Origin of the sequence: Aestuariibaculum lutulentum (assembly GCF_032926325.1) — a bacterium.
Lineage (GTDB): Bacteria > Bacteroidota > Bacteroidia > Flavobacteriales > Flavobacteriaceae > Aestuariibaculum > Aestuariibaculum lutulentum.
The window spans coordinates 865,411-889,892 of the sequence record NZ_CP136709.1; the positions used below are offsets into that span (position 1 = coordinate 865,411).

Here is a 24,482-nt window from a genome sequence, read left to right on the forward strand (position 1 = left end):
TACCAACTAAACATCGAAATATGGAAAAACTTAACAACAAAAAAGTCTCCCTAAAACATAAATTAAAAATGCGACTGACAGCTTTGTTTATGTTAGCATCATGTTTGACTATGTTAGCAAACACAAGTTATACACAGACTATAACATTGAATGCAGAAAATGCAAGCGTTTTACAAATTATTGAAAAAATTGAAATCACTACAGAGTATCGCTTTATTTACAATACTAAATCTGTAAACCTCGACCGAAAAGTATCTATAAAGGTTGAAAATGCCAAAATTGAAAATGTTTTGAGTGATTTATTTAGAAACTCTTCTACGTCGTTTGAAATCCTAGATACTCAAATAATACTTAAAGGTAAAAACCAAGAATCCGCAGAAACAATTACTAAATCTAAAACAGAAAACATCCCTCAAGAGCTTTCTGTATCTGGGAACATTGTAGATGCAAACAACCAACCGCTTCCGGGTGCAAATATTCTTGAAAAAGGTACATCTAACGGAACTCAATCAGATTTTGATGGTAATTTCTCATTAGAAATTTCAAAAGCAAGCTCTACCTTAGTCATTTCTTATATGGGTTTTGTAACACAAGAAATTCAAGTATCATCATCACAAAACATATCGGTTACACTACAGGAAGACGCTGCTGCTTTAGACGAAGTCGTAATTGTTGGTTATGGTGAAATTAAAAAAAGTGATGTTACCGGTTCTGTTGTTTCTATTGATAGTGAAACCATTAATAAACTTGGAGCAACAAGCCCAATGCAGGCGCTGCAAGCAAATGCAGCCGGGGTTAATATCTCACAAAAAACAGGAACTGTGGGCGCTGGATTTGACATCACTATTCGTGGAACCAATTCCTTTTCACAGCAACAACCGCTTTATGTTGTAGATGGTATCATGACCGAAAGTATAGATTTCTTAAACCCTCAAGACATTCAAAGAATAGACATTCTTAAAGACGCCTCTTCTACTGCGATTTATGGATCAAGAGGTTCAAACGGTGTTGTAATTGTTACCACTAAAACTGGAGAAGGTTTCAAAAATAGAAAACCCTCAATATCATACTCTGGGTATGTAGGTATAAGAGACATCGCTAACATGCCAGATTTCTTGAATTCTTACGATGAAAGTGTTACATGGCAAAGAGACAGACAAGTTGCAAGAGATCTTGTCCAAGGAAATACCATTGTAAACTCTCCAACCTATGGCTTTCCGGAAATAATTTTAGAAGACGGAACTAACTACTGGGAAGAAAACTTAGCTAACAGAAATGGTACTGATTGGTTAGACGCCTTTCTAAAATCTAGCACGCAACAAAACCATTTTATCTCTGCTAATGGAGGCAACGAAAACACAAATTATGTTGTTGGCTTTGGATACCAGGGAGATAATGGAAACATCAAAGGGCAATCTTTTGAAAAATACAATTTTAAAGCTAGCGTAGATGCTAAAGTCAATAATTTTTTCTCTATAGGAGCAAATATTAATTTAGCATTTTCAGAACAAGAATTAACATCTAGACAAGACTACGTTCAACAGCTTTATAGAATGCCTACTTTTGCCCCTGGATTTGATTTAGATGGTAATATCATTCAATCTCCAATGATTGGAATTTCAGGAAATGTGAGTCCTTATACATTTTTAAACGGTAACTCAGCCTGGAACGTAGAACAATATAATATCATTTCTAACTTCTACCTTAAGTTCAACCCTATCAAAGGGTTAACCTTAAAATCTACATTTTCTCCAAATGCTAGAATACAACGTGAAGGAGAATATAAAGACCGATTAGCTACAAGGTCAATTAGTATCGCCAGATTTTGGACTAACAACAGACTATCTTATGTGTGGGATAACCAGTTAAATTATACTAAACAATTTGGAGATCATAATCTATCGTATGATTTTATCCAATCTGCTACTTTCGATCGATATGAAAACACCTATGCCTATGGTAGAGATGTGCCTTTCAAATCTTTATTTTACAACGTACAAAGTGCTCCTCAGCGAGATGCTGCAACCGGATTTACTAAAAGTACCATCTTATCGCTTACGAATCGTTTAAACTACTCGTTTAAAGACAAATACCTATTTACTGCCACTATGAGATACGATGGAGCATCTAGACTTGCTGAAGGAAATAAGTGGACTTCTTTCCCTTCTGCAGCAGTTGCTTGGAAATTAGATAAAGAGTCTTTTTTCAGTAATGCTTCTAACGTCAACAATTTAAAAGCTAGATTAAGTTATGGATATACAGGAAGTTATGGCCCTATTGATCCCTATGATACACAATCGTCACTATCTACTCAAAAATATTACGATTGGGACGGTCAAACTGCCAATGGATTTGTTCCTGGTTCTTTAGCTAATTCAGATTTGACATGGGAACGTACCAGAGAATGGAACTTTGGATTAGACTTTGGTTTATTTAACAATAGAGTTTCTGGAGAAATAAACCTTTATGACAGACTATCTAAAGACGCCATCTTAGAACGCAAATTAGCAATGCCTACAGGATGGGCTTCTATGCTGGATAATATTGCATCAATCAGTAATAAAGGAATAGAGTTTCAATTAAAAACAGTAAACATTAACACCCAAGACTTTAAATGGGAAACCAATTTCATCTTTTCAAAAAACAACAATGAAATTGTTGATTTATATGGAGGAAAAGAAGACGACGTTCCTAACAGATGGTTTATAGGACAACCTGTAAACGTTGTTTATGCCATGGTATTTGATGGTGTTTGGCAAAAAGATGAGTTAGCTCCTGAAGATTTACAATCTATGGAAGGAACAGCTAAAGTTAAAGATTTAAATGGTGACGGAAGTATCGATATTAATAATGACATGAAAGTTTTAGGTTCTCCTGCACCTGATTGGATTGGCACATTCTCAACGACTTTTAGCTATAAAAACTGGGATCTTTCTGCCACTGTTTACACTAAACAAGGGATTTTAACGTATAGTCCTTTCCATACAGAATTTACAGACTTTAACAGCAAAGTTATTTTAGATGTGCCTTACTACAGAAGAGACAACCCTATAACTGGATCTAGATACTCAAACTCCTACCCTCAAGCAAGTTACCAAGGACAGTATTGGGGAGAGGATGCAGGAGCTTATGGCTATCCTGGATTTAACAAAGACGCCTCTTTTGTTAGAGTACAAAACATAACCTTAGGATATAATTTTGACTCAAATGCATTATCCAAAATAGGACTATCACATCTACGCCTTTACGTAAATGCCTTAAACCCATTTACATTTACAAAATATGACGGATTTGATCCTGAATGGGCTGGTGCAGGTATGGCTTGGAGTGCCGATGCCAATAATACAGGATATTCAATCTATCAATTAGGTGTTAATATTAAATTTTAAGATCATGAAAAAAATAAAATTATATATATATACGGCCATTTCAAGTTTAATATTATTTAACTGTTCTGGATATTTAGACGAGGAAAACTTAGGAAACACAACCGCCGAAAATTTTTACAATACAGAAACAGGTTTTGAAGGCTTAGTTAATTCAGCATATGCTACTTTAAGAGATGTGTATCAACCAACTCCATATATGTTTTGCGCTGGCACAGACTTGTTTTTTGCAGCCCACCAAGAAGTTCCGTTAGGATTAGCCTCTTATCAAACCTTAACCCCAAGTGAAGGTGCTGTCGAAACCTTATTCAGCAATCTTTATAAAAGCATTCAAATAACAAATCTCGCTTTACACTATGCTAATGAAACTGAAAATTTTTCAAGTCTACCTAGCAGAATAGCTGAACTTAAAGTTATTAGAGCTTATTATTATTTTTTACTAGTTCAAGAATTCGGAGACACTTCATTAGTAACAGATTTGGTAGATAGCCCTATAACACATTTTGAACGCGCTGCATCTAGTGATGTATATGAATTTATTATTGATGAATTAACAGTCGCTATTAACGATTTACCTCCAAGTCCATCTAACTTTGGAAGACTAACAAAAAGAGCCGCTCAACATATTTTAGCCAAGGTTTATCTAACCAGAGGCTATGAAACATTCGGCTCAACCTCAGACTTTACAGAAGCTGCAACTCTAGCTGATGCTGCAATTGGAGGACAATCTTTAAATCTATCTTTTAATCAGTTGTTTGACTATCAAAATGATAATAATGAAGAAATTTTATGGTCCATTCAATATAATAAATCACAATCTGGAGAGGTATCTCATAATTGGGATTATCCTTGGGGTCCATTAGTGCAAGGATCAGATGATGGCGTAAACAAAAAAAACACATTACACCCAACAGAATATCTATTCACTCTATTTGATGATAATGATAAGCGATTTGAAGGTACATTCTTAAATATTAAAACAACACCTTACTCTGGATGGTTATTAGACCCTAGTAATACACCTGTTCAATATTACTACCCAAGAACTGCAGCTCAAATTGCAGGAGTGGCTGCATGGATAGCTGAAGACCCTAACAACAGATCAAATACAATTATCTCACCTATAGATCCACACTGGTGGGATGGGTTAAATCAAACAGATTATCCCTCATTAAGAAAATTTGATAGAGTTCAAACATCTTCAGTGCAATACACACACGATATCTACTTAGCAAGATTGGGTGAAACTTACTTGATAGCAGCAGAGGCTTATTTACAGTCTAATAACCCAGGAAATGCCTTAGCAAGAGTCAATACTGTGAGACAGCGAGCTGGCGCTGATTCTGTTAGTAATGTTGATTTAGATTTTATTTTAGAAGAAAGAGCCCGTGAACTAGCTGGAGAAGGCATGCGCTGGTTAGATTTAAAACGTACACGAAAATTAATGGAATACACCAAATTAAGAAATCCTGATATCAAAACCCTTGTCGATGGAGGTGTTGACCCTTTCTTGAGTTCTGATGGAAACTATAAAATTTTAAGACCTATACCACTATCTGCTATAGCCCTGGATTCTGGAGATTACCCTCAAAATCCAGGTTATTAAATTACTTGTTTAATTTAGTTTAGTTAATTGAAATAAATTATAATAATTTATTTCTAAAGTTGAGCTGGGAATACTAAAATTCACCTTGGTATTCCCTCTTATCAACTTGAAAATCTAATACAATCCATTATTCCTTAAAAATAAATTCTAAAATCTTCTAACCAGAAGTAATCAACTATACCAATAAAACAATTAAACTATTAAATATGAAAAAAAAACGCCACAGGACGGATATTAAAAAATTCATTCCTAAGATTACCTTAAAAACGAAGTTCTCTTTAGTCTTTGCATGTGCTACAGCCTTAACTTCAAATGCAGAAACTTTAAATTCAGAAAAAACTAATTTCTCATTTAAAACACCTATTATCTGTTCAAAGATAAGCCAGCAAACTATTACAGGCTCTGTAACAGATTCTAATGGTCAACCACTTCCTGGTACAAACATTATTGAAAAAGGAACCTCCAACGGAACTCAAACCAATTTTGATGGTGAATTTACCATTGATGTATCCAACCCAAATGCAACTCTTGTAATTTCTTATATGGGTTTCGTTACCAAAGAAATAAAAGTTTCTTCAGCAAAAAACTTAACTATCGTCTTAGAAGAAAACGCTGCTAGCTTAGATGAAGTTGTGGTTGTTGGTTACGGAACCATGCGTAAAAGTGATTTAACAGGATCGGTAGTTTCCATTGGTGCTCAAAAAATAGAGGAAAGATCAAACAGCAATGTACTACAATCACTTGCAGGTCAAACTTCTGGAGTTCAAATTACACAATCACAAGGTGCTCCAGGACTCGCTCCTACAATAAAAATACGCGGTGCATCATCTATAAATGCTGGTACTACTCCTCTCTACGTTATCGATGGAATTCCTCTAGAAGACAACACAACTAATTCAACAGGAACAGGAATCAGTTCTGGAAGTAATTTAAGTTATAATCGAAACCCTTTAAACTTTATCAACCCAAACGACATTGAATCTATTGACATATTAAAAGACGCATCTTCCGCTGCAATTTATGGTTCAAGAGGAGCTAATGGAGTTGTCATTATTACCACGAAACAGGGGAAAGCAGGCAAAACCAAAATTAATACAACTTTTGAGTCTGGCTTTTCACATGTTAATCGTAAAACCGACATGATGAATGCCTCTGAATTTATTGAATTCAACTCAGCTGCAAGAAACAATTCATGGGCAACAATTGTAGCTGATAATCCCTCAGCTACTAGAGGTTTGAATATAACTGTTCCTGCAGAGTTCTCAGATCCTGAATGGTTAGCTCGTATTGGCAATGGAACAGACTGGCAGGATGTTGTATTCAGAACTGCAAAAAGCAGTAATTTTCAACTATCAGCTTCTGGCGGTAGTGAAAACACACAATTCATGGCTTCGATAGGATATTTAGATTCTGAAGGTGTTGTTGATAGTAATACTTACGACAGAATAAATCTTAGATCTAATATTAAGCATCAGTTTAATGACAAAATCCGTATGGGTGTAAATGTTGGACTTAGCCGAGTAAAAGAAGCTCCTTATGGTACAGGCGGAAAAAGTGATGTGGTGAGTTTAGCATTGCAAAGCAACCCTTTTTTCCCTTTATATGTTGAAACAGGTAGTCTTGGTTTTAAAGATCCTAATTCAATCTGGAATACGTTTGCTAAATACGGTTTTCAACTCTGGCATCCTTATTCTCTTACAAGAGAAGCTACTACGGAAAAAATCACAAATGTTTCTACCGTTAACTCTTATTTAGAATGGGATGTTCTAAAAGACTTAACCCTAAAAACTTCAGTAAGTTCCAATATAGAAAACACCGTACATAATTTCTACTGGAATGAAGGCCAAAACTGGGGGTATTCTGGTTGGGTACCAGCACAAGCCAATTTCAAAACCCTGCAATCAAATAACTGGATTTCAGAAACCACTTTAACCTACAACAAAGTATTCAACGAAAATCATAATTTAAATGTATTAGCTGGATATTCTGCTCAAGAGCAACGTTTAGACACAAGTAGTATGTCTGCTTCTAATTTCCCAAATGATTTAGTACATACTTTAAATGCTGGAGTTGTAAATAATGGCGAAACATTTTCAGAAGAATGGTCTCTAGTTTCCTATTTAACTCGCGCCAATTATTCATACAAAGGAAAATACCTAGCTTCAGCAGCAATACGTGCCGATGGTTCTTCTCGTTTTGGAGCTAATAGCAGATGGGGATATTTCCCTTCAGGATCTTTCGCTTGGCGTATTTCTGAAGAACCTTTCTTTGAAAATTTAACTTGGGTTAATAACCTAAAAGCCAGATTAAGTTACGGTGTAACAGGTAATAATCAAATTCCAAATTATGGTTCAATTGGTGTATTAGGATACAACTCATACGTAAGTTCAGGCACCGTAAACCAAGGTATTTACACTACAAACTTTGCTGACAAGAATTTAAAATGGGAAAAAACCGGACAAACAAACTTTGGTTTAGATTTCAGTATGTTCAATGGACGCATAAGGTTTTCTGGCGACATCTATTATTCAAAAACAAAAGATTTATTACTTAATGTACCTATACCAATTCTTTCCGGATTCTCTTCTACTTTGACCAATATAGGAGAACTTGAAAACAAAGGGTTTGAGATAAACCTAAATACTCGTAACATTGATAATGCATTTAAATGGAGTTCCGACTTTAATATTTTTGCAAATCGTAATAAAGTACTAAAACTTGGTGCAAACAACGCGCCTATAGACATTAATGTAAGTAGCATGACATCTCGAACAGCTGTTGGTGAACCAATTGGAATGTATTATGGCTATGTAATTGATGGTGTTATTATGTCTCAAGAAGAGTTAGATAGTAACTCGTATCCAGTATGGCCTGGAAGTGAACCTGGAGATCCTAAAGTAAGAGACGTTAATAATGATGGACAAATTGACTCTAATGATCGTACTTACCTTGGAAATAATCAAGCAGACTTTCAATGGGGGCTAACCAACAATTTTTCTTACGCCGGATTTGATCTTTCGGTTTTATTACGAGGCTCTCAAGGCAACGAAATTCTTAACCATAACGCCCGATATCTAAAATCTGGAGTTGGGGGTGGTAACCGTAATATGTACTCGGTTGTAAACAACTATTGGAAATCTGAAGCCGAACCTGGAAACGGTATGATTCCTAAACCTCGTATGCTGCCAACTACTGTTCGCGATTTTGGATCGAGCTATTGGGTTGAAGATGGATCATTTGTTCGTATACAAAATATTCGTTTAGGATATAGTTTACCTCAAAAATTAGTAGAAAAAATGAAGTTAACCAATGTAAAACTGTATGTTAACATGGAAAATGTATATGTTTTCTCCGATTATTCAGGTTTTGATCCAGAAGGGAGTACTTATCAATCTGGTTTGATGGTTGGTTTCGATTATGGAGCTTATCCAAATCCTTTCACATCAACATTTGGAATAAATGTTAATTTCTAACATTTACATTAATCATTTAAAAAAATAACATAATGAAAAACATATATATAATACTTTTTTGTCATATACTTCTATTAGGGTGTAGTGATGATTTTTTAGACAAGGCGCCGCTTTCAAATGCTAACGAAGAAAATTTTTATAAATCTCAAGAAGATATAGAAGTTGCTCTGTGGTCTGCTTATAATTCTCTTTACATAAATTATGGTCCAGAAAGTTTACCTTCTTTCTATGGCGAACTAATGTCCGATAACGCCTATAGTGACAATGCTGCAGGAAGAATACAAGACTATGAAAGCTTTGAATTACATACTATGTCTATAGACAATGAGTTAGTCTTAAATTTTTGGAACAATTACTATGAAGCTATTTATATTATTAACAACATTATATCCAATGCAGAAAAGCTTGATTTTTCTAGCCGTAATGCATTAGTAGGAGAAGCTAAGTTTCTCCGTGCTTTATATTATTTTGATATGGTTCGAGCTTGGGGAGATATACCTTTAGTAACTACCCCATTAAGTATTGACGAAGCTTACGCACAAGCACGAACTTCTCAAGAATTAGTTTATAATCAAATTGTTGACGACTTAAATTATGCTGTAGAAAATTTACCTGCAAAAACCAACGAACGATTTGCAGGTGCGGCGAGTCAGGAAGCAGCAAACACTTTACTTGGCAAGGTATATTTAACATTGGGAGACAACATTAAAGCTGAAGAAGCTTTATTAAAAGTTTATGGTAAATTTAGCTTGGTACCTTATGCCGATTTATGGGATTTAACTAAAAAAAATAGCGCTTCCTCTATATTTGAAGTTCAATATAAAGGAGGTCTTTCTAATCCGTACAGTCTATACTGGGCTATGTTCTCACCTGTTGACAATCGTGTTGTGACAGCTTGGGGAGGAGGGTTTAATCAAATCACAGATGATTTGTGGAATGCATACGAAACTAGTGATCCTCGAAGAGACATTTCTATTCAAGATGGGTATCAAACCGCTAACGGCTCAACTGTGGATGTAAAATTCCCTATTAAATGGCAAGATATAGATGCTCCTGTCACCGGATTAAGAGAAGCTTCAGATAACAACTTTATCATTCTTCGTTATGCTGACGTTCTTCTAATGTTAACCGAAGCTACTTCTGACCCTAAATACATGAACGAAGTTCGTAATCGTGTCGGATTACCTGCATATGGAACTGCCGAATACCCTATTGAATATAATACAATCGATCTTGCTTTAGAACACGAAAGACAAGTAGAACTTGCTTGTGAGTTTCATCGTTGGTTTGATTTAATAAGAACAGGAAGAGCTCTTACAGTAATAAAGAACAGCAGTAAAAACATCACAATTACTGATGATGAATTATTACTACCTATACCTTTTTTAGTAATCAACCAAAACCCCAATATAATTACTCAAAATGAAGCTTATAAATAGATACAAAAATCACTTGTTTAATTTAGTTTAGTTAATTGAATCCTAATTGATTCGTTTTGACTGAAATGGGGTACAGAAATTCTGTACCCCATTTATATTTTATAAAATTTCTCAGTTTATGATAACATTCTAATCTTCAATACTTATTTTTATAAAAACAACTCTATGCAACCTATCAATACAGCTTTATGCTCTTACGGCATGAGTGGCCATGTGTTTCATGCACCATTCATTTCGACAAATCCCAACTTCAATTTTTATGGTGTATTTGAACGCACTAAGAACGAAGCTGAAAAGCATTATCCGAATATAAAAACATTTAAATCTTTGGAAGCCATGTTGTCTGATGACAATATTGAATTGGTTGTTGTAAACACCCCTAACGTCACACATTTTGAATTTGCTAAAAAAGTTATTGAAGCGGGCAAACACATTGTAGTTGAAAAACCATTCACCACGACTGTTACAGAGGCGGAAGAGCTTATTAATTTAGCTCAAGAGAAAAACGTTACACTATCTGTATACCATAACAGACGCTACGATAGTGACTTTTTAACGATAAAGCAGGTACTTTCTGAAAATTTAATTGGAGAGTTGGTTGAAGCTGAATTTCATTTCGACCGTTTCGATCCACAGCTTAGTTATAAAACCCATAAAGAAACACCAACTGCCGGTGTTGGTAGTCTATACGATTTAGGATCCCATTTAATCGATCAAGCCCTACAGCTTTTTGGAATGCCCGAAGCTCTTTTTGCGGACTTAGACATTTACCGACCCAATTCTAAGGTTGGTGATTATTTCGACGTCAAGCTTTTCTACCCTACATATCGAGTTATTTTAAAATCCAGTTACTTTGTTCGCGAACCTTTACCGGGAAGTATTTTACATGGTAGAAAAGGATCTTTTATTAAAAGCAGAGCTGACGTACAGGAAAAAGATTTACAAGCTGAAAAAAAACCGAATAGTAATCATTGGGGAATAGAACCTGAAACTGAACGCGGACTTTTACACACCGAAAAAGATGGTAAAATCATAAAAGAACACATTCCTACGGCCATAGGAAATTACATGATTTATTACAATGGTATTTTCGATGCTATTAGAAATAACAAAGCCGTTCCTGTAACTCCAGAAGATGGCATGATCGTTATAAAAATCATAGAAGCTGCTTTAAAAAGTAATGAAGAAAAAAAAGTAGTTAACCTCTAAAATCAACCACTTTCGTTACTTTCACTTCAATGAAATTATTTTAGATATTTCACCATACTAGGTGCTTTCTTTTTTAATTCTGCAACGGCCAGTTTAGCAACCTCGTTTGCTCCCAAATTAGATAAATGAGTATCATCATGTTTACCATCTTTATAAAATGGATTTTCTCCCGGCTCAAAATGAAGATGTAACTTTTTAGAGCCTTCAACACCATAAGTCTCCTCTAAATGTTCTGTGAAATATTGTAAATCTACAAACGGAACATTATACTCCAAAGCCACCAAACGCGTTTCCAGCGGATATTCACCATGCGTATCAATCAATGTTCCATGTTCATTGAAATTTCGTCTTACAATAGAAGAAAACAAAATAGGTGTTGCGCCTTTTGATCGTGTTTCTTCAACGAACTTAATTAAATTATGGCGGTATGTTGTATGCGGATTAGTATATCGGTCTGGCGATTTAAACTTTTGATCGTTATGTCCAAACTGAATAAATACAAAGTCACCTGCCTTTAATGTCTCCAACACAGAATCCCAACGACCCTCACCTATAAAACTGCGACTACTTCTACCATTAACGGCTCTGTTATCTACAAGAACCCCATCTGCTACATAATTTGGTAAGACTTGTCCCCAACCATGCTCGGGATTGGTTTCAGGATTCTTTTTATTTGCCATAGTTGAATCGCCAATCATATAAATTGTGGTTTGCGCCATACAACTCGACGTTATTAACAATAGAATAATTAGATTTAAATTCAATATACGTTTCATATTTATTCTTAATGCTTTTATAGGTTTTGATACCATTTAGTTGTTGATTTTAAGATGTTTTCTTTAGTATATTTTTTTGCCTGCGATTTTTTTAACTGATGTGACCAAGGCACACGACTCTCCGGTTTATACCCTTCTCCTGAACAATTATATTCTGCGTAAAATGAAAATTTTTCAGCTTCAGCCTTTTTCCAGTTATGCCAACCTTCTGCTCTGATATGCTTTCCCATTTTGCAATTAATGAAAACCGTTTTAGCATAAAATCGCCAGGGTCTTCCCAGATAAACTTCAGTCACATTACTATCGGCTGTAAGATTACAGTTTTTAAATACGTATCCATAATTCTGACCTTTGGGTGTTGAAGCCGCTGTGATATAGGAATTGGATTTATTATGAATCTGGCAATCTTCAAAAAGTACTGTAGCTTCACCAAAAATAAAATCGGTTGTGCCTTCGATATAACAGTTTTTAAAATACTGCTTAAAACCTTCTCCAGCCGTATAAACCGTATCCTGATTTCCTATGAACGCACAATTTTCGAAATAACATCTATTTGCGTTTACAGAAAGTGCAATGGCCTGCCCAACTGCTCCAGCTGTATTTTTAACAGTAAGGTTTTTTGCAATAAAATCGTCGCCCTCTACAAGTAAAGTTGACGTGTGAAACGTGCTATTTCTTCCTAAATCAATCTTCTTAAAATAATCATCAAAGGTAATTATGGTTCCCTCTTTGCTTTCCCCAATTAAAGACACATGGGTGTTCCATGAATAAATATGTACTTTCTCGTTATACACACCATTTTTAACATTGATAACTACACGCTCATAAGGAAAAGATTTTGCTGCATACATAGCTTCCTGAATTGTGGTAAAATCGCCCGTACCGTCTTTTGCAACCACCATATTATAAGGATCTTTAGGCTCTTGCTTCTTTTTAGGTGTATTATATTTAATATTCTCTACTTTAGCATTTTCATAAGGTAATAAGGTAATATTCCTACTGCCAATTTGAGTATATACTATTGTTTTTGAAATTACTATAATTAAAAGATAAACTATACAATTCATTAGATTTAATTTAACTATTCCTTGACGCTTTTAAATTTTCTTAATAAAAAAAGACAAGTACTAACTACTTAAATAAAAAGCGTTACACTTGTCTTTTCTTTCTTATTTATACATTAAATTTTATCTAACAATCAGCTTTTGGGTATGTAAAACTCTTTTCCCTGAAGGCTCATATAATTTAACAACAAATACTCCTTTTGCATTGAGGTTAATTTCCTTGGTTTCATTCACATTAATTATTCCTCTAGAAACTTCTCTTCCTAAAATATCAAATAGTTTATATTCCGTGTTTTCGTCTCGTTGTCCCGTGTTCACATAAAATGTTCCTCTATTTGGTATTGGCCAAATTTTAACGTCACTTAGCTTTTTTATTTCAGTAGTTAATGTTAAATCGTATCCATTCACCATATTAACAGTACGGGTCATACTGTCTCCATCTGAATCTGTTACTCTAAAATCAAATGAAGCAAAACCATTAGCTCCAGGAGTAAACTGAACTATATTACCTGCTAAATTTGCATTCCCATTTTCTTCATTAAACACCTGATAGGTTGGATTATTTGTGAATCCTCTAGATAGCTCCTGTAGATTAACGCTAATTGCTTCTCCTGTCTCTGTACTGAAATGTGGTAAAGACATCCATTGCAAATAGTAATCCAGATTAGTATATCCATCCGAATTATCATCTGAATTAGCATCTGAGAAATCACCCGACGGCGAGTTAATATTTGTTCCTATAATGGTTTCCCACCAATTTGGTAACCCATCACCATCAGAATCCCAATCGGCAGCTCTTGTAATAACCGGGTAATTCTCATACCCTCCTGCATCGGCTTCATCGTCTGGAAAGCCTTTCTTTCCTGTATAGCTACCAGTTACCGAATATGTCCCGTTAAGTGTTTCATTAATCATTCTAATATCATGATCATCAAAAACCGGTTGTGTACAACCAACATCTGAAAGCACCATTTTATAAGCTAAGTCTGCTGACTGTGTTGTTACATAAGAAGGGAAAAAAGGTGTATCAACAAACGTTTCATATTCAGTAACAGCCCCATTAGAATCTCTTGATCTTCTTCCATAGTCTTGATTCGATTCATCAAAATATCCTGGCATCACATTACCTGCAAAATAAGCTCTTTGCATTCCCATTCCAACATTCTCATGATCTACAGTTAATGCATACCTTTCCAGTTGCATACCTGGACCAGGTTTATAGTAATTCCCAACAAAATTTAATTCTTTCGTTCCTCCATCGGTTGTTCTACCACCCCAGTTGTATACGACATTGTTCGTTATATCTAGCAATCCAGAATAATAACCATCTCCGTCAAGCCCTCCTGCTAAACTCCAGTTTCTTCCGTAATTATGAGCTAATAAATTATGATGAAAACTCCCTACATCACCTCCAATAGAAGCAGCATAACCATGCTCTGTTCCTACCGGATAATTTTGATGTCCAGCTGCGTTTAAAGCTTCCGAAATTAATGTACGCTGAAGAGTAATATTATGAGCTCCTCGTGAACTAAATGCTTCATCTATTGTCCAACTAATAGAACAATGATCTATTATACTATGATTAGCACCTGTAAGCCCCATTCCATCATAGGTTTGTCCTCCTCCTAATCTTACTCTAATGTTTTGCACAACATTATCATCACCTGTAATACCAAAAGGAGCAGCCTTAATGGTAATCCCTTTTCCTGGTGCAGTTTGTCCGGCTATAGTTACGTATGGAGAATTACAAACTAATCTTGACTGCAATTCAATAATCCCAGAAACATTGAAAACAATAGTTCTTGGACCTATATCATTTGTAACAGCTTCTCTTAAACTACCAGAACCACTATCATTTAAATTAGTAACTAAAACGACCTTTCCGCCACGTCCTCCACGAGCAAAACGACCATAACCTTCTGCTCCTGGAAAAGCCAATTGTGCTGGTCTAAAACGCCATACATTACCCTTGGTTATCTCACCCTCAGAAGTTTCCTGATCTATTCTCCAATAATAGGTGTCTCCTGTATATAAGCTATTGACCTGATAATTGTTATTCGTATTATCCTGATTTCCTTTATATTCAGATGAACTTGTATCTGCTTCATCAACGGCCAGTTCATCTGTTCCAAAATAAACATATTGATTTACTGCACTTGCAGCCGGTGTCCATTCTAACAACACACCTCCTGAATTTAACTCAACATGCTCATTATTGTCTGCAGGAATAGGATTTGTAGCCTGATAAAATATATTAGGCGTATTCAACTCAAATCCGTTTAGCATCACATTCTTTATATTTTCGCTTCCCGAAGTTTCAGCAGCAAATAAAATAACTACATCATTACCCTCTGTAGCCTCGAACGTTAAATACACAGATTTTGCTTCTACTGAATTTGTTGCTCGAACTGTTGGTATTACATCATCTTCAACTAAATTTCCATCTATTGAGATATCGATGGGACTAAATGTATTTGTATCTCCACTATCTACAGCATTTAAAAAGGCCAATAACGTATGAGTTCCTGTTTCTAATCCGCTAATGCGAAATTCAATTTGTCCTCCCTGATTTGCTGTACCATCTCTAACTGTAAGTCCATCGTTAACCAATTTACCATCATCACTAGCCTGAATACCTGCCTTATACCAATTAGAACCTATAACATCTCCAAAACTTCCAGCTTTTGTAACGGTAAAAGTAACTCCATTCTCTGTTTTACTGCTAGTTGTTACTCCTGAAATTACCCAAGGGGTATATCCAACCTGATTAACCTCTGACTCAGACCTACCTGACTGATCGAAATCTATTTTAACAACTGGATTTTGGGCATAACCCATCATAGAAATAAATAAAAGCAGACAGATAACTTTAGTTCTGCATTTACTTGTAAATTTATTAATCATTTTTACTTATTTAGTTTAGTTTATTATCAATTATTGATTATTATTTTTTTACTATCGACAAAATGCAATCGATTACCAAAGTTATTTAAAATAAACGCTGTCTTCAAATAAAAAGCGTTAAAATTAATAACTACCATAACTAGTCACACAAAACGATAAAATTAACACGACTAACCCAATAATTAAAATTGTATAAGTCTCTTTTTTAACACCTTTCCATTCCTTCATAATAACGCCTACAATATAACTAAAGAAAATAAGCATCGACATGTGTAACACCCAACTTGCAAATTGATAATCTCCCATTTTAACGTGACCCAACCCATAAAAGAAAAACTGAAAACACCACAGCATTCCTGTTAAAGAGGACAGCAACCAATTCTTAATAAGTCTGGTTTTTGAGTTTTTATTTTCTTTACTAGGTCGAAATTCAACTAACGTTTTTTGTTTAAAACCCACCACAATATACCAGACAAAGTTTACCAGAAAACATCCAAACGTAGATACTACTAACTTAGCATTCCCCTCAAATTGACCTGCTCCGTGTTCTGCAGCCATATCTGCAATAGGTTGACCGTATTCTAACGACAAATTAAACACACCCGATAAAACTCCTGCAATAATACTCAACACCAAACCTAACATCATATTAAAGCCGGCCTTGTTTAGTTTGTCTGCATCTAAATCCTTTTCCTTTTTAAAACCAGCCCATCCACAAATAAATACTCCTACTACAGATAGTATCATTCCTAATAACACAATGCTTCCTCCAGGCTTATTAAAGAAATCGTCTAAGCCACCAAAAACAACCAGTGGCATTATAGTCCCAACCACTGCAGAAATACCTATAGCTAAAGTATAAGTTAACGAATAACCTATATAATTAATTGCTTTCCCAAAAGACATCCCTCCAAAACCATAAACTCCACCCAAAAGAAGTGCCATCCAAAAAGATTTCGAAGGAGCTTCAGATAAGATGTTAAAAAAATCAGGTACAGTTATCCACGCCAATAAAGTTGGTACTATAAACCACGCAAAAATAGATTGGGCTAACCAAAACGTATTCCACGACCAGCCTTTAGTTTTTGTACTGGGCAGATAACAACTCGATGCCGATATTCCTCCAACTGCATGAAGTAATGTTCCTAGTAAAGAATTAGGTGCACTCATTATATTTTAAATTGTTTTATCAAGCTTAAATTATGCCTGACGATTAGATGATTAAATTTTAAGATTTCTTTTTCACCAGCAACAAATGATCACAAACCAACACCACTTCTCCTTTTTGGTTTATGATTTCAACATGTTCGGTAACAGTGCCCATATTTGGATGTTTGGAATCTCCTTTATCAGAAATAGTAACCTCGGAATGAATAGTATCTCCAATATGAACAGGCTTAACAAATCGCATACGGTCATAACCTTTTGAAAAAGCCTCAGGGTTTATTTCTGAAGCTGTTAAACCAATACCAATACTAAAAATCATGGTTCCATGCGCAATACGTTGACCAAAAGGTTGAGTTCTACACCATTCTTCATCCATATGATGCGGAAAAAAATCTCCAGTATGACCGGCATGTACCACAAAATCGGTTTCCGTAATCGTTCTGCCCAAAGTAATACGTTTATCGTTTAATTGATAATCTTCAAAAAATGTTGATTTAAAATACATTGTAATTTATAATAGTAAGTTTATTTATATTTTTTATTTTAATCTATTTGATTTAATGGCACGCCACCTTCATTATTACTTTGATAACAAGCTTCCACCACTTTCATTGTGCCTAAAACATCCTGAACACTTGTATGCAATACGTCATCAGAACCTTCTTTAAATCGCATTAAATTAGACATGGTCCCAACAAAAGCTTCCGGAAACCAGGATCCTTCTAAATCAAGTGTTTTCCATTCATTAGGGTTTCTTTCTTCTGTTATGATATAGTGAAACTCATCCGGCAATCCATCAGGATAATTCTTTAACAGTCCCATTTTTGCCTTAATAGCACCTTTTGTTCCTTCCCATTTTATATAGCTTTCCTGATGATCTGTTCCAAAATCATGATCATGATCGGTATTTATTTTAACACTCATGGTATCTCCATAATCTAAAATAATAGTTGATCGACATGAAGATAAATCCTTTAAAGGGTGTTTCCATGTTCTTGCCATAACACGCTTAGGTTCTCCTAAAAACGAACGAATACAGTCTATATAATGAACACTATGAAATAAAATTTCTAAACGTGGGTGTTGTTTTATAACCGGAAATAATTCCCAAGGTGTTTGCACTGTTATTTTAAACTCTAAATCATACAAATCGCCAATTAGCCCCTGATCGATAATGCTTCTTGCTGCGCTAACAAATGAAGCAAAACGTAACTGAAAATTTATAGCGGCAACCAATTTTTTTCGTTCACAAACCTCTACGATCTCTTTGGCTTGTTTGTAATCGTTACCCATTGGCTTTTGAATCAAAACAGCAGCCCCATCGGGTAATTGTTCTAAAATTTCAACATACTGGTCTGGAAGGACTGTGATATCATAAACCGCATTTTTGGGCGCATGTTTAACACAATCAGCTACCGTATCAAAAACATGTTCTATACCATGATCTTCAGCCATTGTATGAGCTTTAGAAATCGTTCTATTGGTTATACCGAATACTTTAAAACCGGCCATCTTATAAGCCGGCAAATGTGCATCTTTAACAATACCACTAGCTCCAATTATAACAATAGGCTGTTCTGTTTCTGGCAATAATGGTTTATAGGTAACATTCATTCTTTAGTAATTTCGTTAATCTTTTTTTGTGTTTCTTCTAATAATAATTTTGATGCGGTGTTTTCATTAATAGCCTTAAGAACCATTTGATCTATAAGTTCTGCTACCTTAGGCCAAATAGGGGTCTGAGGTAATGTTAATGCATTTTCATGCAACATTCCCAATTTATGATAATAAGGTATGATTTTATTGATATCAGAATCATTCCAAGTTGATTTTCTACAACCAATACCTCCTTCATTGGTTAATAATTTATCACTTTCAACGGAGGTTGCAAACCGAAGAAAATCATAGGCTAATTTTTTATTATTACTTCCCGTGCCAATCGTATATAGCCAATAGACATTTAAGGATGCTGAACTATAATTACTATCATGTGGTAATTCGGTAATATCAACTTTACCTTTAACTTTCGATTCTTTTATAACCTCGCACATCGAGGCAAATCCAAACCAATTGATAGCCATTGCGGCTTCTCCTTTAGCGAAAGCCATTCCTGCTTCTACCGAACCAAATTCTTTTGATTTAGGATGCGTTGTTGTCTCATTGTTAACAATTGCTCTATAAAAATCTAAAGCCTTAATAGCTTCTGGTTGATTGATATTTATCTTATTTTCGTCACCTACAAGCGCCCCTCCTCTTGTCCATAACTGCAAACAGAAATCAAACACCATATTGTGTCCATCTGGGTAATTTGCAAAAACACAACCATACAGATTTTCCTCTGGTCGATTGAAAAATTGAGCCATTTGCACAAACTGATGCCAAGTTTTTGGTGGCTTTAAATCATATCCATACTGCTTTTTAAATTCCTTTTGCTCAGCTTCATTTTGAAACAAATCTCTTCTAAAAATCAAACATTCAGGACCATCATGAAACGGAAGCCCATAGACACCTTCATTTATTTGCTGAAGATGTAATAAAGACTCATGCCATCCTTCCGGAAAATTATCTGGAGCTTGCTCCTTTATAAACGCTGACAAGTTTTCAACAGCACCAGCATTAACGGCATCAAAAATCCAATCGGTATTAAGATGGGCTATATCCCAACTGCCATTTTGTAATCCGTTTTTTGTTAATGTTTCATCATATAAATCATGAAGCTCTAACGGAATCATTTCAGCCTCTATTTTAATATTACGAGATTTACAAAACCTATCCCATAGTTTTTGTAATGTCGTTTCAAAAGGCTCAAATTTCCGAACAGCTATCCTTATTTTATCCATTACCTATGAATTCTTTTAAAATTTTATCGGTGTGCTCACCTAATTTAGGCGACCCTTTATCTGACTTTAAAAGCTCTCCATCAATTTTTATCGGACACCGCGTTGTATCATAAGAATACCCATCTCCCATGGTTACTTTCTGTACAAAATCCAAGACTTTAAATCCATCTTCTTCAAACAATTCCTGATAGTTCAAAACACCAGCACACCAGATATCCGCAGGCTCTAAAATGTTCAACCAATACGATGTATTCTGTGTTTCTAAATGATTCGCTAAAACCGTTTTAATCTCATCTCTAAGGCTAAATTTATTTTCCGGAAATTGTAATAGAGCTTCACAGCTTAAAAGCTCAGCCAAAACAGGAATAGATCCCATAGCCAAAGCCAAATAGCCATTCTTTGTTTTGTAAATACCATAAGGCGCCCCTAAATACGCATGTGCATTATTACTTTTTGTTCTTTCCGGCAACTCGCCTCCGTCATTAAAATATGTTGTAATGGTTTCGAACTGAAAATCGATAGCAGATTCCAACATACTCACCTGCACTAAGGCTCCCGTGTTTTGAATGGCTTTCTTGTATAATGCAGCTAAAATACCTTGAGCCAAATGGGCTCCGGCTAACATATCTACAATAGATAAACCCATAGGAACGGGACCATCATCGGCATTTCCTGTTAACCATGTAAGTGCGGTTAATGACTGTAATAATAAATCCTGACCGGGATTACCAACCAACTCCGGGTGCAACCCATAGCCTGAAATCTCGGCATAAACCACATTAGGATTTAGTACTTTCACATCATCATAACTTAAACCTATACGTTCCATAACGCCAGGTCTAAAATTATGCATAACCACATCAGCTTTAGTGATTAACGTTTTTATATGGTTTAAATCTTCAGGATGTTTTAAATCAGCCGCAAAGGATTCTTTATTTCTATTTATCGTATGAAAAATGGATGATTCTCCATTCATAATCAAATCTGAAGTATACATACTTCGACAGATATCACCAGTAAGTGGTTTTTCTACTTTAATAACCCGAGCCCCCATATCTGCCAATCGCAAACTAGCTGATGGGCCTGATAAAAACTGGCTAAAGTCTATTATTAAATAATCTTCTAACGGCTTCATTTAATTATTTAAAAATTGGTTACAAATCGCTTCATTATCTTCACCTACTTTAGGTGCTGCTTTTGCAGATGTAAATATGTGTCCATCAATTTGAATAGGACTCCTTGTGGTTATCAGTGTTTCTCCTTCTGCATTTTTCACTTCCTGTTTCAATTTAAGTTCTCCCATAAAGGCCTTATTGTTCAACTGATTATAATCTAATACTTTTTCACACCACAGTCCATTACTTCTTAAGATCTCAATCCAATAACCTGAATCTTTTGTTATTATTTTTTCACTTAAAATTTCTCGAATAGCCGCTCGTTCTTTAAACCAGGTTTTCTTTTCGGCATATTCACCTAAATCGACATCTAAAACCTTTGCCATAAAATTCAAATCTCCCATTGCTAAAGCCAAATAGCCATCCTGAGTTTCATAGATACCGTATGGCGCACTTAAAAAGGCATGTGCACTACCTCGAACATTTCCGCGATCGGCCAAAACACCTCCATTATTTAAAAAGATTGTTAGTGCTTCAAACTGAACATCTAAAATAGACTCCAACAAACTCACCTCTACCAAAACTCCTTTCCCGGTTTTAGCTCGCTTAAGTAATGCCGCTAAAATCCCTTGAACAAAATGATTTCCACACATTAAATCGGCTACAGCTAATCCAAATGGCACAGGCCCTTGCATACTTTTTCCACTCAACCAAGTTAAACCTGAAAGCGATTGCACCAATAAATCTTGTCCCGGTTTATTAGCCCACGGCCCCTTATCTCCATAGCCAGTAATAACACCATAAATAATTTTAGGATTAATAGCGAGAACATCTTGAAATGTTAAACCAATTTTATCCATAACTCCAGGTCTAAAATTATGGGTGATAATATCTGATTTTGCTATTAACTTTTTAACCTGTTCTAAATCTTCTGAATCTTTTAAATTAGCGGCATAAGATTCTTTATTTCTGTTTATAGTATGAAATAGCAAACTGCTTTCATCAACAAAAAGATCTTTAATACTTAATTGACGACAAGCTTCTCCTTTTACAGGACGCTCAATTTTAATCACACGAGCGCCCAAATCGGCTAATTTTAATCCTGCCGATGGTCCTGCTAAAAACTGGGCAAACTCTAATACTAACAAACCTTCTAATGGTTTCACTTTATTAAAATATTAATGTGTTAGTGATTCTCTATAAATTTCATTCATTTTATCTACAGCGCTTTCAACCGCTACTTTTCCGGTAACCGCATCGTGAATTACCGGACTGGCTTCATCCTGAAAATGCATATAGCCATAATACTGCGGACGCATAGTAGCTTCATCTAAAGTTTGTAAAGTATCTTTAAAAAAGTCTTTACACTGTGCATTTACATCTTCATTTAACCATGATTTTCTATGTCCTGGTTGTCCACCAAATTCAAAATAAAGTCCTGACTGTATTTTCTCTGATGCTAAAAATTCAGCATATTTCATAGCGGCTTCAGCATGTTTCGTTGTTGCCGATACGGCTATACCTGCTCCTCCTAAAGTAGACCGTAACCTTTTTCCATTAAAGGTAACTAACCCTCCTGCCTTTAGGTTATGCTCTGCATAATTCTTTTTTGAATAATTCGAATACCCGTAATTAAATGGACTATAAACAATCTCATTGGTTTGCGTCATGTGTTCTGCCATTTTAATAGGATTCATTTCCAAACAATATGCAGGAATCAAACTAACTAAATCTCTGTACATCTTAATGGCTTCAATCATAATCTGTCTGGGTGCTGCTTCTGTTTTACTTTCAAAAACATTGGCTCCCAAAGCAATACAAAACATATAATGATGCATTAAAGTATCGATTGGTATTGAAGCAAAACCTACTACTCCTGTTTTTGCGAGTTCAATAAGTTGCTCATAAGTTTTGGGAACGTCTAAGCCTTTTTTCAACATTAAATCTTCTCTCCAAGTCGCTATTGGTGTTGCTGCATCGGTTGCCAAGGTCCATTGTTTTCCATCTACATTGTAACTCGCGTTCGACTTACCCACACTATTATCGGCCAATTCCTTTAAAAATTCCTGACTCAAATAATCATCGAAAGGTAATAACACCTGATCTCTTGCAGCTATCGACACATGAGGATTATCCATGATTAACAAATCATACTCACTTGTTAACACGTCCAGTGGAGCATCGGCAAAGGCCTGCAATGAACGCTTCTCCCAGGTAATTCTAACATCAGGATATAATTCTTCAAATCGTTGTGCTGTGGCGACTACAGAGGTAAAACCACGTGTATGATTCCAAGCAATTCCTTTTAAATTTATCATTTATTTTTCAATTCTTAATTATTGTAACAACCCTTTGGGCCATTGATAACTCCCTGGCTTTACGGTTATATACACTTCTTCATTCTTTTTTTTTAGCCTAACAACTCCAGGACTCAGCTCTGTAAGTGGAACAAACTCATTCCATCCTAGTGTTTTTAAAATATTGTAAGCGGTTGCTCCTCCTTCGATAAAAATTTCTTCAACTCTGGTTCTGTTTATAACTTCCTTTACAACCCTAGATAATCTCTGTTTTAACAACAAGGAACTATTCTCAAATTTAACCACCTGATTTGAAACCCTTAATACCGCCTTTCCAACTGAATCCAACTCTTTTTCTATAAGGGATATCCAACTTTTAAAACGATTTTCTTCAAGTTCCTTTTCCAGAAAATAATCAGGAAACAGTAATACCGGACACCCTTTTTGCTTTAACTCACTAGCAAATTTTACGCTATTTGGATGTATACTTCCTGAGACAAGGAAATAATTTTCAAAGGATTCTTGATGTGATTTTGAATTATTTTTAAGACTTAACTGATTTTTAATTAAAAATTGTTCAAAAAAAGCAGCACTCCCCGCTACTAAGCAAGTTGATTTTTCAAAATACTCTAACGCTTTTATTAAATCTGATTCACAATTACAATCTGAAATATAAATACCATCAGATTCCAAATCATTGAATCCCTCCAAATGAATATTATCAGCTTTAAAAGCATGATTTTTAGTTCTATTTAAAAGTAATTCTTTAACAGAAGAAGTCTTAGCAGGAAAATCCGGATCATTAACAAACCCCGTTTTTCCTATTTCTATACCTTCTACATAATAAACTCCTTTCTCTATAAAACGTCCTCCCGTTGGGTTTGCCGGTTGTAAAATAACCTTATTCTTTTCTGTAGCTTTCATCGTTGCCTTTAACTCTACTAAAATATGACCACGAAGTACAGAATCGCATTTTTTAAATATCATTTGATTTGAGTTCCTTTTCAGAACTTTACTTACTAATTGCAAATGAATATTATAAGCTTCATCTTCTGATAATGAACGTGAATCCGTAGCTATTACAGAGATTAAAGCATTGTTTTCAGGAACAACATCAATTCCGAAAGCAACATCAATACCGTACCTAAGGCAAATACCAGCAATCTCTGCTGCACCGGTGAAATCATCTGCAATTACAGTTATCAT

The 24,482-nt window shown here is 35.2% G+C and carries 16 protein-coding genes; 5 read left to right on the forward strand and 11 right to left on the reverse strand.

What is annotated here, in order from left to right:
* Positions 1-20 precede the first annotated feature (20 nt).
* From R1X58_RS03720 to R1X58_RS03740, 5 genes are all read left to right on the forward strand, one after another.
* Positions 21-3,389 (forward strand): TonB-dependent receptor, encoded by a 3,369-nt coding sequence (locus tag R1X58_RS03720; protein WP_240572011.1) that lies wholly within the window; start codon positions 21-23, stop codon positions 3,387-3,389.
* 4 nt (positions 3,390-3,393) lie between these two features.
* The gene (locus R1X58_RS03725) at positions 3,394-4,992 is read left to right on the forward strand and encodes a RagB/SusD family nutrient uptake outer membrane protein (protein ID WP_240572012.1); all 1,599 of its coding nucleotides are present in this window, start codon (positions 3,394-3,396) and stop codon (positions 4,990-4,992) included.
* Positions 4,993-5,198: 206 nt separating this feature from the next.
* Positions 5,199-8,465 (forward strand): SusC/RagA family TonB-linked outer membrane protein, encoded by a 3,267-nt coding sequence (locus tag R1X58_RS03730; RefSeq protein WP_240572013.1) that lies wholly within the window; start codon positions 5,199-5,201, stop codon positions 8,463-8,465.
* Between the two features lie 32 nt (positions 8,466-8,497).
* Positions 8,498-9,904, forward strand: coding sequence for a RagB/SusD family nutrient uptake outer membrane protein (locus R1X58_RS03735; RefSeq protein ID WP_240572014.1), 1,407 nt, complete (start codon positions 8,498-8,500; stop codon positions 9,902-9,904).
* 165 nt (positions 9,905-10,069) lie between these two features.
* Complete coding sequence (locus tag R1X58_RS03740) at positions 10,070-11,113, forward strand: Gfo/Idh/MocA family oxidoreductase (RefSeq protein ID WP_240572015.1); 1,044 nt, start codon at positions 10,070-10,072, stop codon at positions 11,111-11,113.
* A 35-nt stretch (positions 11,114-11,148) separates the two neighbouring features.
* On the opposite strand, the gene R1X58_RS03745 is transcribed toward R1X58_RS03740, so the two are convergent.
* The 11 genes from R1X58_RS03745 to R1X58_RS03795 all read right to left on the reverse strand — a co-directional run bounded on the left by R1X58_RS03745 (position 11,149) and on the right by R1X58_RS03795 (position 24,482).
* Positions 11,149-11,889, reverse strand: coding sequence for a rhamnogalacturonan acetylesterase (locus R1X58_RS03745; protein WP_317293008.1), 741 nt, complete (start codon positions 11,887-11,889; stop codon positions 11,149-11,151).
* A 17-nt stretch (positions 11,890-11,906) separates the two neighbouring features.
* Complete coding sequence (locus R1X58_RS03750) at positions 11,907-12,956, reverse strand: pectinesterase family protein (protein ID WP_240572017.1); 1,050 nt, start codon at positions 12,954-12,956, stop codon at positions 11,907-11,909.
* Positions 12,957-13,076: 120 nt separating this feature from the next.
* Positions 13,077-15,857, reverse strand: a complete 2,781-nt coding sequence (locus tag R1X58_RS03755; protein ID WP_240572018.1) for a T9SS type A sorting domain-containing protein — start codon at positions 15,855-15,857, stop codon at positions 13,077-13,079.
* A gap of 123 nt (positions 15,858-15,980) precedes the next feature.
* Positions 15,981-17,027 (reverse strand): L-rhamnose/proton symporter RhaT, encoded by a 1,047-nt coding sequence (locus tag R1X58_RS03760; protein WP_240572019.1) that lies wholly within the window; start codon positions 17,025-17,027, stop codon positions 15,981-15,983.
* Between the two features lie 58 nt (positions 17,028-17,085).
* Positions 17,086-17,529, reverse strand: coding sequence for a MaoC/PaaZ C-terminal domain-containing protein (locus tag R1X58_RS03765; RefSeq protein ID WP_240572020.1), 444 nt, complete (start codon positions 17,527-17,529; stop codon positions 17,086-17,088).
* Between the two features lie 38 nt (positions 17,530-17,567).
* Positions 17,568-18,638 carry a Gfo/Idh/MocA family protein gene (locus tag R1X58_RS03770; RefSeq protein ID WP_240572021.1) on the reverse strand — a complete coding sequence of 357 codons (1,071 nt, stop codon included), beginning with the start codon at positions 18,636-18,638 and terminating at the stop codon, positions 17,568-17,570.
* Positions 18,635-19,864 (reverse strand): extracellular solute-binding protein, encoded by a 1,230-nt coding sequence (locus R1X58_RS03775; protein ID WP_240572022.1) that lies wholly within the window; start codon positions 19,862-19,864, stop codon positions 18,635-18,637. The genes R1X58_RS03770 and R1X58_RS03775 overlap by 4 nt, the downstream gene beginning before the upstream one ends.
* Positions 19,857-20,999, reverse strand: coding sequence for a CaiB/BaiF CoA transferase family protein (locus R1X58_RS03780; RefSeq protein ID WP_240572023.1), 1,143 nt, complete (start codon positions 20,997-20,999; stop codon positions 19,857-19,859). The genes R1X58_RS03775 and R1X58_RS03780 overlap by 8 nt, the downstream gene beginning before the upstream one ends.
* The gene (locus tag R1X58_RS03785) at positions 21,000-22,145 is read right to left on the reverse strand and encodes a CaiB/BaiF CoA transferase family protein (RefSeq protein ID WP_240572024.1); all 1,146 of its coding nucleotides are present in this window, start codon (positions 22,143-22,145) and stop codon (positions 21,000-21,002) included. It abuts the gene before it with no gap.
* 12 nt (positions 22,146-22,157) lie between these two features.
* Complete coding sequence (locus R1X58_RS03790; RefSeq protein ID WP_240572025.1) at positions 22,158-23,297, reverse strand: ABC transporter substrate-binding protein; 1,140 nt, start codon at positions 23,295-23,297, stop codon at positions 22,158-22,160.
* 18 nt (positions 23,298-23,315) lie between these two features.
* The gene (locus R1X58_RS03795; RefSeq protein ID WP_240572026.1) at positions 23,316-24,482 is read right to left on the reverse strand and encodes a four-carbon acid sugar kinase family protein; all 1,167 of its coding nucleotides are present in this window, start codon (positions 24,480-24,482) and stop codon (positions 23,316-23,318) included.

Coding starts and splice junctions, on each gene's coding strand:
- R1X58_RS03720 (WP_240572011.1), top strand. CDS start 21: ATGGAAAAACTTAACAACAAAAAAGTCTCCCTAAAACATAAATTAAAA.
- R1X58_RS03730 (WP_240572013.1), top strand. CDS start 5,199: ATGAAAAAAAAACGCCACAGGACGGATATTAAAAAATTCATTCCTAAG.
- R1X58_RS03775 (WP_240572022.1), bottom strand. CDS start 19,864: ATGGATAAAATAAGGATAGCTGTTCGGAAATTTGAGCCTTTTGAAACG.
- R1X58_RS03760 (WP_240572019.1), bottom strand. CDS start 17,027: ATGAGTGCACCTAATTCTTTACTAGGAACATTACTTCATGCAGTTGGA.
- R1X58_RS03740 (WP_240572015.1), top strand. CDS start 10,070: ATGCAACCTATCAATACAGCTTTATGCTCTTACGGCATGAGTGGCCAT.
- R1X58_RS03795 (WP_240572026.1), bottom strand. CDS start 24,482: ATGATAACTGTAATTGCAGATGATTTCACCGGTGCAGCAGAGATTGCT.
- R1X58_RS03735 (WP_240572014.1), top strand. CDS start 8,498: ATGAAAAACATATATATAATACTTTTTTGTCATATACTTCTATTAGGG.
- R1X58_RS03755 (WP_240572018.1), bottom strand. CDS start 15,857: ATGATTAATAAATTTACAAGTAAATGCAGAACTAAAGTTATCTGTCTG.
- R1X58_RS03725 (WP_240572012.1), top strand. CDS start 3,394: ATGAAAAAAATAAAATTATATATATATACGGCCATTTCAAGTTTAATA.
- R1X58_RS03750 (WP_240572017.1), bottom strand. CDS start 12,956: ATGAATTGTATAGTTTATCTTTTAATTATAGTAATTTCAAAAACAATA.
- R1X58_RS03770 (WP_240572021.1), bottom strand. CDS start 18,638: ATGAATGTTACCTATAAACCATTATTGCCAGAAACAGAACAGCCTATT.
- R1X58_RS03790 (WP_240572025.1), bottom strand. CDS start 23,297: ATGATAAATTTAAAAGGAATTGCTTGGAATCATACACGTGGTTTTACC.
- R1X58_RS03780 (WP_240572023.1), bottom strand. CDS start 20,999: ATGAAGCCGTTAGAAGATTATTTAATAATAGACTTTAGCCAGTTTTTA.
- R1X58_RS03765 (WP_240572020.1), bottom strand. CDS start 17,529: ATGTATTTTAAATCAACATTTTTTGAAGATTATCAATTAAACGATAAA.
- R1X58_RS03745 (WP_317293008.1), bottom strand. CDS start 11,889: ATGAAACGTATATTGAATTTAAATCTAATTATTCTATTGTTAATAACG.